General features: G+C 76.7%; 8 protein-coding genes and 1 pseudogene. 3 read left to right on the top strand and 6 right to left on the bottom strand.

The window, feature by feature from the left end; genetic code table 11:
- Positions 1–39: 39 nt before the first annotated feature.
- The 4 genes and pseudogenes from ACZ4WZ_RS17090 to eccB all read right to left on the bottom strand — a co-directional run bounded on the left by ACZ4WZ_RS17090 (position 40) and on the right by eccB (position 3,756).
- Complete coding sequence (locus ACZ4WZ_RS17090; protein WP_467890927.1) at positions 40–351, bottom strand: WXG100 family type VII secretion target; 312 nt, start codon at positions 349–351, stop codon at positions 40–42.
- Between the two features lie 45 nt (positions 352–396).
- A complete protein-coding gene (locus tag ACZ4WZ_RS17095; RefSeq protein ID WP_467890930.1) occupies positions 397–738 on the bottom strand; it encodes a hypothetical protein in 342 nt (113 codons plus the stop codon).
- A 213-nt stretch (positions 739–951) separates the two neighbouring features.
- Entirely contained in the window at positions 952–2,163 is a 1,212-nt protein-coding gene (mycP, locus tag ACZ4WZ_RS17100) for a type VII secretion-associated serine protease mycosin (protein WP_467890932.1), read from the bottom strand.
- Between the two features lie 11 nt (positions 2,164–2,174).
- Positions 2,175–3,756: pseudogene (eccB, locus tag ACZ4WZ_RS17105) on the bottom strand (type VII secretion protein EccB).
- 242 nt (positions 3,757–3,998) lie between these two features.
- Between eccB and eccE the strand changes: the two are divergent.
- From eccE to ACZ4WZ_RS17120, 3 genes are all read left to right on the top strand, one after another.
- Complete coding sequence (gene eccE / locus ACZ4WZ_RS17110) at positions 3,999–5,273, top strand: type VII secretion protein EccE (protein WP_467890935.1); 1,275 nt, start codon at positions 3,999–4,001, stop codon at positions 5,271–5,273.
- Positions 5,270–5,992 (top strand): hypothetical protein, encoded by a 723-nt coding sequence (locus ACZ4WZ_RS17115; protein ID WP_467890938.1) that lies wholly within the window; start codon positions 5,270–5,272, stop codon positions 5,990–5,992. Before eccE ends, ACZ4WZ_RS17115 begins: the two co-directional genes overlap by 4 nt.
- Before the next feature lie 159 nt (positions 5,993–6,151).
- Positions 6,152–8,701 carry an SCO5717 family growth-regulating ATPase gene (locus tag ACZ4WZ_RS17120; protein WP_467890940.1) on the top strand — a complete coding sequence of 850 codons (2,550 nt, stop codon included), beginning with the start codon at positions 6,152–6,154 and terminating at the stop codon, positions 8,699–8,701.
- Positions 8,702–8,776: 75 nt separating this feature from the next.
- Here the strand turns inward: ACZ4WZ_RS17120 and ACZ4WZ_RS17125 are convergent, their stop codons facing one another.
- Both ACZ4WZ_RS17125 and ACZ4WZ_RS17130 read right to left on the bottom strand, forming a co-directional pair.
- The gene (locus ACZ4WZ_RS17125; protein WP_467890941.1) at positions 8,777–9,736 is read right to left on the bottom strand and encodes a bifunctional riboflavin kinase/FAD synthetase; all 960 of its coding nucleotides are present in this window, start codon (positions 9,734–9,736) and stop codon (positions 8,777–8,779) included.
- Positions 9,737–9,856: 120 nt separating this feature from the next.
- Positions 9,857–13,375, bottom strand: coding sequence for a serine protease (locus tag ACZ4WZ_RS17130; RefSeq protein ID WP_467890943.1), 3,519 nt, complete (start codon positions 13,373–13,375; stop codon positions 9,857–9,859).
- Positions 13,376–13,684 lie beyond the last annotated feature (309 nt).

The following is a 13,684-nucleotide window of genomic DNA, read 5'->3' on the forward strand; positions in this document are numbered from 1 at the left end:
GCCCGTGCGGGGCGTGCCCCCTCGGCGTGCCGGTCGGGCTCAGAAGGCCTCGGTGAACAGGCGCGAGGCCTTCACGTCGGTGACGCGGTAGTCGCCCTTGCCGCGCTCGATGAGCTGGGCGACGGACTCCAGCTGCTTCTGCATGTGGTCGGCGCGGGCATGGTACTTCTTCTGGAGGTCGAGGTACGCGACGTGCGCCTCGCCGTCCCAGGTGTCGGTGACGACCTTCACGGCCGACTCCATCTCCTCCAGGTCCTTGAGGATGTTCCTGGAGACGACGCGGATGCGGTCCGCCATCTGCTGGACGCTCTCGTACCGTACCCGGGTGTGGCCGTCCTCGTTGCCTGCCATGTCCTTCTCCTTCGGGCTCTTGGGGTGCGCGGGGGCGGGCGGGCGTCAGATGCTGTCGAGGCCCGAGCGGCCGCCGGTCCCGGCGCCGGCGTTGACGGTGTTGAACGTGGCGCGGACGTCCTCGTCCTGTGCGTTGGTCAGGTTCTTCGTCTGCGCGACGGCGTCGTGCAGGACGGTGAGCAGCCGGCGGATCTCGTCGTGGTCGAGGTTGAGGTCCGACTGGGCCTTCCGGAAGCCGCCCGCGCCGACACCGGTCCAGCCCGCGTGCGCGGTGGCGAGGATGTCGGCCAGCTCACGGGCCTGCCTGGTCACGGCGTTGGCCGTCTCGGAGATCTTGTTGGCCGCCTTGACGACCGGATCGTCCGCGAGTCCGAAATTGTTCGTCATCCGAAGCTCCTCACATGTCCATTCCCCGGCAGAACCGGCGGATTGCGTGGCGGAGCGGATGCCGGGGGCGCCAATTCGCGCCAGTGACACCGGACTTCCCCCTCCGCTTCACACGGATCCCCGATCACAGTCGTGAAGCCTGGCGTCACTCTAGTCAGTTCGGTTGGCCCGCCCCGCACCGATGGTCCGTCTCCGCGGCCGGTCCGTGGCCGTTCACTGCAAACGGCTCCGGCGGCCGCGGCGGGCGTCCCGTACGACGGTCGCGGTCCCGGCGGTGGCGGCGATGAGCACCCCCGCGGCCCCCAGGGCGTACGTACCGATCCGCTCCTCGCGTTCCTGCGGGGTCTCCGACGTCGCGAGGGCCGCCGCGCGGGGTGCGGCCGCCGGGGGCGGGCCGGGGTCCGGGACGGGGGGCCCGGGGGTCCCCTGGTCCTGGGTGACGGCCCGCACGGGGTCCACCACCCCCCATCCGACGTAGTCGTCACGGCCGTTGACGGAGCGTTCGGCGGTGTTCTGGATCTGCCAGACCACCTCCTGCGGGGTCCACCGCGGGTGCTCGGCGCGCAGCAGGGCGGCGACCCCGGCGACGTAGGGAGCGGAGAAGCTGGTGCCGTGGTCGACGCACTGGCCGAAGCCGGGGACGGTGGAGACCACGTCGACGCCGGGGGCGGCGACCCCGATGAAGTCGCCGGGCTGGGAGAACGCGGCCCGTTCGTTGTTGCGGTCGGAGGAGGCCACGGCGAGGACTCCGGGGAAGGCCGCCGGGTAGGTCCTGCGCTTCTGCCCGTTCAGACCGTCGTTGCCCGCGGACGCGATGACCACGGCCTTGGCGGCGAGGGCCCGCTGGACGGCCTTGCCCAGTTCGGAGTCGGCGGTCAGCGCGGCGTCGGTGTCCTGGGAGATGTTGATGACGTGGGCGCCCTTGGCGACGGCGTGGTCGACGGCCTGCGCCAGGGTGGCCGCGTTGCCGTTGCCCTGGCCGTCGTTCTGCCGGATGGGGATGACGGTGGCCTCGGGGGCGAGGCCGACGAAACCGGTGCCCTGCTGGGGGCGGGCCGCGATCAGCCCGGCCACCTTGGTCCCGTGCCCGACGGTGTCGTTCGTTCCGTCGCCGCCCTTGGTGTCCACGAAGTCGCGGCCCGCGCCGGTGTCGAGGGCGCCGGACAGCTGCGGGTTGGCGCGGTCCACGCCGGTGTCGATGACCGCGACCCGTACCCCTTCGCCCTTGGTACGGGCCCACAGGGCGTCCAGCATGACCCGCTGGAGGGCCCAGGGCCGGTCGGCGATCTGCTTCTTCATCGGGAAGGCGCACTCGCCCGCGCCGTCCAGGGCGAGGGCGTACGGGGACCTCTGCGCGGACTCCGCGGTGCCGAGGGCGACCAGGGCGAGGGCGGCCGCCACGGCGGCGCGGGAGGGCTGCGGCATGGCGGGAGCCCTCACGAACCCTGCGGCTGGCGGGCCGAGTTGGTGTCCAGGCGCGGTCCCTTGGAGAGGAACTCCGACCAGGCGATCGGCACCATGGCGGGCACGATCCCGCCGTAGCCGAGCCGGACCTGGGCCTGGCTGGGCTCGGGCCGGCCGTCGCCGGTGCCGCCCTGTGCCCGCGCGGCCGGCGCCCCGATCCCCGACTGCTCGGCGTCGCTGTCCCCGTTGGCCTGGACGGCGTACCGCAGGCCGGTGTCGGTGACCAGGAACATGGCCCCTCCGGCGGTGGTCTGGCGGCCGTGGACCTGGGTGTAGAGCAGGCCCGTGCCGGGGGTGACGTACGAGCTGGTGCCGCTGGCGGTGATGTCGACGGGGAAGCCGGTGCCGGCCCAGGTGCTCAGCGTCTGGTTGCCCCGGCCGTCGACGGAGCGCAGGACGTTGCACACGGTGTCGCGCCGCTCACCGGCCTGGGCTGCGCCGGGGGTGTCCGCGACCCGGTTGACCTGGGTGCCGCGGCGTCGGGGCCACTTGGCGTCGGTCTCGAAGGGGGGGCGCGTCCGGGTTCAGGTACCGCAGGTCGGTCTCGCGGGCCTTGCCGTGCATGCCGAGGCCGCCGGTCGCGGGCGAGGAGATCACCAGCCAGGCCACGAACTCCGAGACCGGGGCGATGCGGTCGGGCAGCACCACGTAGTACTGGGTGCCGGAGCCGGTCTGCGCGGTCAGCACCATGCCGACCCTGCCGGTGCCGCCGCCCGGCCCCGGGGCGGCGGAGTTCGCTCCGGGGGTGCCGGGGAGCTGCGGGAAGGCCAGGTCGTCACCGGGGTCGAGGGTGGCCAGCCACTCCTCGGTCACCGGCTGCGGGGTGGCGCCGGTGCCGACCAGGGCCGTCGTGAGGGTCGCGGAATCCGGCCGCCCCTCGGGGAACTTGTACTTCCGGCCGGCCGAGTCGACGAGGTAGCGCTCCTTGGCCCCACCGGTGCTCTGGACGTACAGCACCTGGGTGTCGGCGGTGCGGTCCGCGCCGTCCATCAGGCCCGCCTCGCGGTCGGCGAGGACGAAGGCCGCGGTCTGTACGCCGCGGTCGTTGCCGCCGGGCCGCTGGCACACGGCCCAGCGCTTGGGCCTGGCCGCGTCCGCCCCGGCGGGCAGCCGGTCGGGGGCGTAGGGGATGCCGATGACGGGCCCGCGCGGAGGCTTGCCCGCGTCCAGCACCTTGTCGTCGACGTGGACGACCTTGAACCTGCGCGGGTCCAGCAGCAGGCGCGCCGAGGCCAGGTTCAGCACGGGGTGCAGCCGGGGCTGGTCCTTGCCGTTGACCCTGGTGGTCAGCACCACGTACCGGGTCGTCGACTGCTTGCCGACGACGACCACGGCCCCGGGCTCGTTCCACCCCTCGGGGGCCTGCGGTCTGAACATGCCCCAGGCACCGAAGCCCGCGACCAGGAGCGCACCGGTCACCACTCCGGGCAGGACCGCGCGCAGCGGGCGGGGGGCGCCCTCCTCGGTACCCGTGGCGGAGGGCTGGAGGAACGCGGCCACGGTGCGCCGCTTCGCAAAGGTGTACGCGTTGAGCTCATCACGCCGTGATGCCATGACCGCCTGCTTCTCCCCCGCACGGCCCGGCCGGTGGGGCCGCTCGCCGCGCCGTGGTTGTCGGACCGGGGACCTACTATGCCTCTTGACGGAGGGTCGGCAGGTGCCGGTGAGCCGGCTGTCTCTCCGGACCGGGTATTCAGGGCGGTTGGGGTGGACGAGGGGAATCCGGTGCCGGGCGGCCGCGCCCGCGCGGCACCGGACTCCTGGGCTCCGCCCGCGAGTCAGGGGAGGTGCAATCCGTGAGGTCCACCGCGACGGCGCCGCCGGCGGCTGCGGCCGCACCCGCCCGCGGCGGGGTCACGCCGCAGCCGCGGTCGGGCCCGGGCCGCTTCGGTCCGTTCCGACTGCAACAGCTCGTACTCCTCCAGCTGGCGGCCGCCGTGCTGCTCGTGGCCCGGGCGGTCGAACCGCTGCTGCTGGTGCCCGCCGGCGTCCTGGCGGTGGTCCTGGCCCTGCTCGCCCTCGTACGCCGCCGCCGGCGCTCCCTGCCCGAATGGATCGGCGGCGCCCTCGCGCTGCGCGCCAGGCGGCGCAGGGCCGCCTCCTTCACCGTGCCCGTGGGCACCGAGCCGGGGCTGGCGCCGCTCGTTGAGGCCGATCCGGCACTGCGGACCACGGCCTTCGCGGACCGTGACCGGCGTCCGGTCGGGCTGGTCGGCGACGGGACCTTCCTGACGGCCGTGGTCCAGGTGGACACGGACGCCACCGCGCTGCGGCCCGACCGCACGGAGCGGCCGCTGCCGCTGTCCCTGGTCCGGGACGTCCTCGAGGTGGACGGCATCCGGCTGGAGTCGGCGCAGCTGGTCCAGCACACCCAGCCCGCCCCGGCCCCGCACCTGCCTCCCAGGTCGCTGGCGACGCTCAACTACGCGCCCCTGCAAGCCCGTACGGGCGCCCCGGCGGTGCGGCTGACGTGGATCGCGCTCAAGCTCGACCCCGAGCTGTGCCCGGAGGCCGTCGCCGCGCGCGGCGGTGGGCTCGCGGGCGCGCAGCGCTGTGTGGTGCGGGCTGCCGACCAGCTGGCCGGCCGGCTGACCGGGGCCGGCTTCCGGGCGACCGTGCTGACGGAGCAGGAGCTGACGGGCGCGCTGGCGACCTCCTCCTGCGCGAGCCCGATGGCGATCACCCAGGCGGGGCGTTCGGCGAGCACCGGCCGGCGCACGGAGGAGACCCCGCGGACCTGGCGCTGCGACGACCGGCGCCACACCACCTACTGGATAGGCCGCTGGCCGCAGCTGGGCGGGGCCGGGGCCGGGCTCCCCCAGTTCGTGGCGCTGCTCACCTCGCTGCCGGCCCTGGCGACCAACTTCAGCCTGACGCTGGCCCCGGCCGGGCGGCGGGACGTGACGCTGACCGGGCACGTACGGATCACCGGACGCAGCGACGAGGAACTGGTCGCTGCCCGGCGGGAACTGGAGCGGACCGCGCGGGGCGTGCGGACCGGGCTGGTGCGGCTCGACCGGGAACAGGTGCCGGGGCTGCTGGCCTCGCTGCCGCTGGGAGGAGCGCGATGAGCGGCACGGTACGCGCCGGGGTGCGGGGCGGTTTCGGGCTGATCGGCCCCCGCCGGGAGCGGCACGTGGTCCCCGCGGCGGACCTGGACGCGCTGGCGCTGCCCGTCGGGGACGACGGGGTCGTCATCGGCGTGGACGCCGCGGGACGGCCGGCGGTGCTCGGCGTGAACCGGCCCACGCCGTACGAGGTCACGCTGATCGGCGGGCTGTGGACCGCCCAGGTACTGGCCCTGCGCACGGCCGCGACCGGGGCCCGGGTCGCGGTGGAGACCGGGCGCGCGTCCGTGTGGTCGGCGCTGGCCCGGGCGGCCGGCGGCGGGCAGCAGTGCGTGACCCTGCACGACGTGGGCCGGGTCCCGCCGCAGGGCGCCTCGGCGGGGAGCCCGGTGCTGGTGGTCCGGGACTGCGGGATGCGGCCGCCGAGGGGACGGGTGGCGGCGGGGCCCTGGCAGTCGGTGCTGACGCTGCTGCCGTACCTGAGCCCGGCCGCGCCGCGGTTGCTGCGGAACGCGTCACTGGCCGGGGTGCAGCGGGTGTCGCCGGACGAGGCGGCGCGGATCGGGGTGCTGATGCGGCTGCCGGGGACGGCGGTGGAGTCGCTGCCCACCCTGGGGGACGGGGTGACGCTGTGGTGCACGCCGCGGGACCGGAAGTTCGTGATGACGCAGGGTACGGAAGCGGAGACCGGGCTGCTCGGTGCGGCGCGGCGCATCGACTGACGCGGTGCGTGATGACGGTTGCCCCGGGCCCGAGCGGCCTGTAGGCAGGAGTACGGGGGCGCGACCTCGGGGGCTTTCGGGCGCGGGGCGCGATTAGGCTGGGCGCGGGCGCGGCGTCGAGGTGGGCGCCGACCGGTGTTCGACAGACCAGGAGGACCAGTGAGCGGCGATCGGAACGAGAGGCGCGGCGGGACGTGGGACGTCCCGACGGACGATCAGTCCGACGCGGAGCCCGAAGTGACGGGCGAGTTCACCATCGACTACACCCCGCCGGCCTGGTACACCCAGGGCGCACCCGCGCCGGTGGCGGGGCTGCCCGGGCTGCCCGAGGGCAGCGGTTTCGAACCCCACCGCCCGGCGGACGTGGTCTCGGCGCCGACGATGCGGATCGCGCCGGCGTCGCAGCGCCCGGCCGACGCCGGTGCGCCGTCGGTGCCTTCGGTGCCGTCCGCGTCGCAGCCGTCGGCCGCGTCGCCCGACCCGTTGGCCGCCTTCCCGGCGCAGGGCGGGGCCCCGTCGGGGGCGCCCGCGTTCCCCGCGCAGGAGACCCCGAACCAGGGACCCGCGTTCTCCGCGCAGGGGGCCGGGGCCCCGGGCCCGCATGCCGGGGCGGCGGGGCAGGCGGCCGGGGCCCCGGCGGCGGGACTTCCCGACGCGGCTCCGGCTCCGTTCCCCACCCCGGCCGGGACCTCTGCGGCGGGCCCGGCCGGCGCGCCGGATCCGGCGGCCCTCGCCGCCGCGGGCGAAGCGGCACCCGCGGAGCCGTCCGCCGCCCGGCGGGACACGGGCGCCGCCGAGGCGCCCCGGGGACCGGCGCCGCTGCCCGCGCTGCCCGCGGACACCCCGGCGGGCTTCCAGGCGGAGCCCCCGGCGCCGTTCGCGGTGCCCACCGTGGCCCCCATCGCCGTGCCGGCTCCGTTCGCCGAGGACGAGCCCCCGGCCGCGGACACGGCGGCGCCCGCGCTGCCCGAAGCCCCGGCGGGGCCGGCCGCACCGGCCGCCGCGTCCGGCCCGGCCGGCCCGGACGGGGCCGCGGCCCGGGTGGAGGCGGCGCCCGCCTCCGCGCCCGCTCCGGTGGACGCCGTACCCCCGGTGTTCGCGGCGGCCGCCGGGGAAGCGGCGCCCGCGCCCGTGCGGACGCCCACCCCGGCCGAGGGAACTCCGGTCCCCGGGCCCGCGGATACTCCGTTCGGGGGACCCGGCGCCGAACTGCCGCCGCTGCCGCCCACGTTCGCCTCCTCGGACGCGCCCCAGGGCTACGGCTTCCCGCCCTCCGCCCCGGAACAGCGGCCCCAGCAGCCCCGGACACAGCCCGAGGCGCCCCAGGGCTACGGCTTCCCGCCCGCCGCCCCCGAAGCCCAGCCGCAGCCGCAGGCACCGACACCGCAGCCCCCGCAGGGCTACGGTTTCCCGCCCCTCCCGCCGCAGCAGCAGGCTCCGCAGCCCCCGCAGGGGTACGGCTTCCCGCAGCAGCCGCAGCAGCCCCAGCAGCCCCAGGCGCAGTGGCAGCAGGGTCCGTACCAGCAGCAGCCCCACCCCGGCCAGGGCCCCGGCGCTCCGCTCGGCTACACCGCCGCCGTGGAGCTGTCCTCCGACCGCCTGCTCCGGGCCAAGCAGAAGCCCAAGCCCACCCGCTCCGGCTTCCGCTTCGGCGGCAAGGCGGCCGAGGCCGACCGCCAGCGCAAGCTGGAGCTGATCCGGACGCCGGTGATGTCCTGCTACCGCATCGCCGTCATCAGCCTCAAGGGCGGCGTCGGCAAGACCACGACGACCACCGCCCTCGGCGCCACCCTCGCGACCGAGCGCCAGGACAAGATCCTGGCCATCGACGCGAACCCGGACGCCGGCACCCTCGGCCGCCGTGTCCGCCGCGAGACCGGCGCGACGATCCGCGACCTGGTCCAGGCGATCCCGTACCTCAACTCGTACATGGACATCCGGCGGTTCACCTCGCAGGCCCCCTCGGGCCTGGAGATCATCGCCAACGACGTGGACCCGGCGGTCTCGACGACCTTCAACGACGAGGACTACCGCCGCGTCATAGACACACTGGGCCGCCAGTACCCGATCATCCTGACCGACTCCGGCACCGGACTGCTCTACTCCGCCATGCGCGGCGTCCTGGACCTGGCCGATCAGCTGATCATCATCTCCACGCCGTCCGTGGACGGCGCGAGCAGCGCGAGCACCACGCTCGACTGGCTCTCGGCCCACGGGTACGCCGACCTCGTCTCGCGTTCGATCACCGTCATCTCCGGGGTCCGCGAGACCGCCAAGATGATCAAGGTCGAGGACATCGTCCAGCACTTCGAGACCCGCTGCCGCGGCGTCGTCGTGGTGCCGTTCGACGAGCACCTCGCGGCCGGCGCCGAGGTGGACCTCGACCTGATGCGGCCCAAGACGCGGGAGGCGTACTTCAACCTGTCCGCCCTGGTCGCGGAGGACTTCGTACGAGCCCAGCAGCAGGCCGCGCAGGCCCACTGGGGCGCACCCCACGGCCACCAGCCGGTGCCGCAACCCCAGCAGCAGTCGCCCCAGGCACAGCCGCAGGGCCCGTACCAGCAGCCCCAGGGCCAGCCGCCGTACGGCCAGCAGCCCTACCCGCAGCCCGGCCAGCCCTGGCAGCAGCCCCCGGCCGGGCAGCAGCCGCCGGCCGCCCAGCCGCCGCAGTACCCCGGTCAGCCCCCGCGCGACCCGCGCCTCGGGTAGCGGATCCGGACACACGGAAGGGCCCCTGCCGTCCCGAGGACGGCAGGGGCCCTTCGCAATGGGCCAGGAGCGCCGTCAGCGCCGCGCGGCGTCGAAGGTGTCCGTCAGGACCCGCGCCCGCTTCACGTCGTCCGCGATGGCCTCGAGCAGCCCGTCGAGCGACTCGAACTTCGCCATCCCCCGCACGTAGGACAGGAAGTCGACGGACACCTGCTTGCCGTACAGGTCCAGCCCGACACGGTCGATCGCGTACGCCTCCACGGTCCGCTCGGTGGCGTCGAACTGCACGTTCGTACCGACCGAGATCGCCGCGGGCATCCGCTCGCCGTCGGCCGTCAGCCAGCCCGCGTACACCCCGTCCGCCGGGATCGCGGTGTGCGGCTGCGTCTCCACGTTGGCCGTCGGGTAGCCGAGCTCGCGCCCGCGCTGCGCGCCGCGCACCACGATGCCCTCGACCCGGTGCGGGCGGCCCAGGATCTCGGCGGCGCCCTCCATGTCCCCCTCGGCGACGAGCCTGCGGGCCAGGGTGGAGGAGAACGGCACGCCGCCGCCCGCCTCGCCGCGCTCGACCAGGTCCACGACCTCGACCTCGTAGTCGTAGGTGGAGCCCAGCTCGCTCAGGAAGTCGACGTTCCCGGCGGCCCGGTGGCCGAAGCGGAAGTTGGGGCCCTCGATCACGGCGCGCGCGTGCAGCTTGTCGACCAGCACCTTCACGATGAAGTCGGCCGGGGACAGCTGCGAGAACTCCGCCGTGAACGGCAGGATCAGCAGCGCGTCGACACCGAGACCGGCCATCAGTTCGGCCCGCCGGTCGTACGGGGCCAGGATCGGCGGGTGGCTGCCGGGGCGCACGACCTCGCTCGGGTGCGGGCTGAAGGTGACGACGACCGCCGGGAGGCCCAGCTCGTGGGCCTTCGCCACGGCGCGTCCGATGATCAGCTGGTGTCCCCGGTGCACACCGTCGTAGGAGCCGATGGTGACGACGCTGCGTCCCCAGTCCTGGGGGATGTCCTCCAAGCCACGCCAGCGCTGCACTGTGACCGCTCCTCGCCCGAACCCGTGTAGTCCCTGTACCGAATTGCCGATTGCAGGTCTAAGACTGCCATGCCGTCGGCCGGTGCCCCGCATCGGCTCTGGCCGGAATCCCTCCCCGCCTCACGTAATGTCCGGCGCGGCCCTACGAAGAGTCTCCACCGTACGCCGGGCGCCCGGCCCGAGCAGCGCCGCCGCCTCCGTCGCGGCCTCGGTGAGCCAGCGGGACACCAGCCCCCCGAACACCGGATCGGCCCGGGCCAGCTCCACGGTGCGGTGCTCGAAGACCGCCGGCCCGCCCGGTGCCCGCAGCAGCTGCCGGCCGGTGCGCCGCAGCAGCTCGCGGGTACGGAGCTCCGGGCGCCGGCGGCTCCCGGCGGCGAGCCCCGCCAGGAAGGCGCCGAGCACCTGCGGATCGGTCTCCTCGCGCAGCAGGACGTCGGCCAGCTCGGCCCGCAGCGGGTACGAGGACTGCGCCCCGGGTGCGGCCAGTACGCCGGCCAGCGCGGCCCGCACCGGCTGCGGGCCGGCCCGCAGCAGGCCGAGGACCAGGGGCCGCAGCACCGGGCCGGCCGCCGGGCCCTGGTCCAGACGCCGGTCCACGAAGGCGGCGGCGTGCGGGGCGTCCTCGGGATGGCGGGCGAGGTGGTCCCGTACGAGGTCGCCCGCGCGGCGGGCCAGGCCCGGAGTGGTGAGCGCGGCCAGGGCGCGGACCACCTCCCCGTCGGCCCGGGCCCGCAGCGCGGCGAACACCGCGTCCTGGTCGGGCAGTACGGGCAGTGCCGCGACCAGTGCCGAAGCCGGCAGCCGGGGACCGCCTGCGGGGTCGCGGAAGCAGGCGAGGGCGTCGGGCAGGCAGCGGGCCCGCGCCTGGGGGTCGCGGAGCAGGATCGCGAGGGCGCCGCCCCGGAGGCCGGTGTCGCCGGGGCGGTCGAGGAGCGCCTCGGCGGCGCGGCGCAGCAGCTCCCGGTCGGCGGGGGTGCGGACGTGCGGGGCGGTGGCGGGTCCGTACGCGGCGGCGGCCACCCGCCGTTCGGGCCGCTCTTCCTGCGCCCAGCGGGCGACGGCCCGGCACAGGGCGGACGGCTCGTCCTCCGCGAGGACCGCGAGGAGTTCGTCGGCCCGCGGGTGCGCGGCGCCGACCAGGGCCTCGGTGAGGTCGTCCACCGCGAGGCGGCGGTGGGTGTGCAGCAGGGCCTGCGCCGCGGTGGCGACGGTGGCCCCGGGCCGGCCGCGCAGCCGGCGCTCGTCGGTGAACCAGGCGCAGACCAGGGGCTGGACGAGCCGCGGGGCGCGGGTCAGGCGGCGGGCGGCGGCCTCGAGGTAGTGGTGGTCGGAGGGCAGCAGGCGGCGCAGCAGGTCGAGGCGGTCGGACTCGGGCAGCCGGAGCCTGTTCCAGAACCAGCCGCCGAACTCGCCGGAGCCGGCCCGCGCCACGTGCTCGGCGAGGGCGTGCAGGACGGGCAGGTGCGCGGTGGCGTCGGCGGCGCCGAGCAGGGTGCCGCGCAGCAGCCGGGAAGCCCACCAGACCCGGTCGGGGTGGACGGGGTCCGGGGACCCGGCGGCGCGTTGTTCGGCGAAGGCGTTCAGGGCGCCCACCAGGGCGTCGAGGCTGCCGCGGGCCTCGGCGGGCGGGAGCCTGCGCAGGGCTTCCAGCACGGGTCCGATGCGGTGCCGGGGTACGGGCGGCCCCGCCGCGGCCGGGCCGTGGTGCACGAGGTGGTCCAGGGCGCTCGGGACGTCGAGGTGCGCGGACTGGAGCCAGTCGGACAGCTCCTCGTGGGCGAAGCGGTAGCCGGGGCCCGCCGGGACCAGCAGCCCCTCGGCGAGGACGGCGGAGGCCCAGCCGGTGCGCCAGGGGAACAGCTCCTCGAAGGCGGCCCGGTCCAGCTGGCCCTGCCCGGGGCCGAGGCACCGGCGGGCGGCCTCGTGCACCCGCCCCGCCACCCGGGCGGCCAGCCGCCGCACCCCGGGGCCGTGCACCCCGGGACCGCGCCCCGCGCCGGCCGCCGCCGCCGCGATCCGGACGGCGACGCGCAGGGCCACCAGGTCCAGGTGCGCCGAGAAGACCTCGTCGCGGCCCGGGCGGCCCGCCGTGACCTCGGCGGCGCGGATCCCCGCGAGCAGGCGCAGGGTGAGCGGATGCCCGGCGTCGGCCTCCCGCACCGCGTCGTCCGGGATCCCCAGCCGGGCGCGGGCCGTGCGCGCCTCCTCGGGGGTCAGGTCGCCGACGGGCAGCGCGGGCGGCAGCCGCCGGACGGCGCCGGCCGGGGTGTGCAGCAGCTCCGGCGGGTAGAGGCCGCCGGCCCGCTCCCAGTACTCGGGCCGGGCCGCGACCACCAGCCGGGCCCCGGTGCGGCGCAGCCAGTCGGCGGTGGCGGCGGTCCACGGCTCCAGGCGGTGTGCGAGCCCGGGCGGCATTTCCTCGGGGGTGTCCAGCACCACCAGCAGGGCCCGTCCGGCGGCAGCCGCGAGCCGGGCGACGCGCTCGGCGGTGCCCCCGGGGGGCGCGCCCGGCGGCGGGGCGAAGCCGGCCGGGGTCCCGGGGAAGGCGAAGCCGGAGGGCGCGCTGCCGGACGGCGCGGGTGCCGGCCCGGCCGGTCGCGGTCCGGCGGCCGCGGCGGAGACGATGCGGCCGGCCGCCGCCAGCGCCCGGGCCGCGGCGTCGGCCAGCGAGCCGTCGCCGTCGCGCAGGTCGGCTCCGCGCAGCCACAGCGTCGGCGCGGGGCGGGGGCCGCGGGCCCGGTCGGCGGCCAGGGCGGCGAGGGCGGTGGTGCGGCCGGTGCCTGGCATCCCGACCAGGCCGAGTACGGGGGCCTCCGCGGACGTGAAGGCGGCCAGTGCGGCGGCGATCCGGGGGCGGGGCACGGGGTCGGGTGCGGGTTCGGCGGCGCCGGCCGGGGGGTGCGCCGTGCCGAGGGTGGTGGCGGTCAGCTCCAGGGCGCCGGCCAGGTTGAGGTCGTCGCCGTAGCCCGGCACGGTGGCGGAGTTGCGCTCCAGCAGCGCCGCGAGGGGGCTCCGGGGGGCGGCCGCGGCGGCCGCGCGCAGGGGGACGGCGAAGCTCCCGGAGCGGTGCTCCGCTCGGAGAGCGGTGCCGAGTACCGCGAGCACCGCTCCGGTCGCCGCGTCGAGGACCGGCCCCCCGCGGACCTCGCCGCCGAGCCGCAGGGCGTCCCGGCCGGCCGTTCCGATGGCCAGCTCGACGGTGGCGGGGAGCAGGCGGGAGCCGTCCGCCGAGGTGTAGGTGACCTCCGCGCCGGCCCCGAGTACCCGCGCCTGGCGCCAGCCCCGCGCGGGGAGGCGTACGTACGTCCCCGGAGTGATCGCCTCGCGCATCGCCACGGGCAGCGGCCGCACGCCCAGTCCGTCGCTGCGTACGAGGGCCAGCCCGAGCTCCGGCAGGGCGGTCACGTCATCGGCCCCGGCCACCCAGGTCCGCTCCCCGGCGCCGGACGCGCGCAGCACCACCCGTGCCAGTCCGTCGACGGCCTCGTGGCTGGTGATCACCGTGCCGCGGTCGTCGGCCACGAAGCCGGTGCCCCGCGGCCGTCCGGCCGGGTCCCGGACCGTCACGAGTTCCGCGGCGCCCGCGCAGGCGCCGGAGCGGGCACCCCGCGTACCGCCTGTGACCTCGTCCCTCATCGCCGCACCACTCTCCCGCCGCGGGACCCGTGTTCACGACGGTAGGCAAGTGAAGATCAGCGCCGAAAGGACGCCGGAGGAAAGCGCCCCCGTACGCTCCCCGCCTTCACTCCGAGCGCCTGCTCGAAGGGGTGAATCCGGGGCCGCGGGTGGATAGAGACCTACCCGAGGGGGGTCGGGGGGGGGGGGGGGGGGGGGGGGGGGGGGGGGGGGGGGGGGGGGGGGGGGGGGGGGGGGGGGGGTGGGGGGGGGGAGGGGGGGGGGGGAGGAGGGGGGGGGGGGGGGGGGCGCGCGCGCATCCCGCGGGGG

Source organism: Streptomyces sp. NPDC029122 (assembly GCF_055569445.1).

Coding starts and splice junctions, on each gene's coding strand:
- ACZ4WZ_RS17090 (WP_467890927.1), bottom strand. CDS start 351: ATGGCAGGCAACGAGGACGGCCACACCCGGGTACGGTACGAGAGCGTC.
- ACZ4WZ_RS17095 (WP_467890930.1), bottom strand. CDS start 738: ATGACGAACAATTTCGGACTCGCGGACGATCCGGTCGTCAAGGCGGCC.
- mycP (WP_467890932.1), bottom strand. CDS start 2,163: ATGCCGCAGCCCTCCCGCGCCGCCGTGGCGGCCGCCCTCGCCCTGGTC.
- ACZ4WZ_RS17115 (WP_467890938.1), top strand. CDS start 5,270: ATGAGCGGCACGGTACGCGCCGGGGTGCGGGGCGGTTTCGGGCTGATC.
- ACZ4WZ_RS17130 (WP_467890943.1), bottom strand. CDS start 13,375: ATGAGGGACGAGGTCACAGGCGGTACGCGGGGTGCCCGCTCCGGCGCC.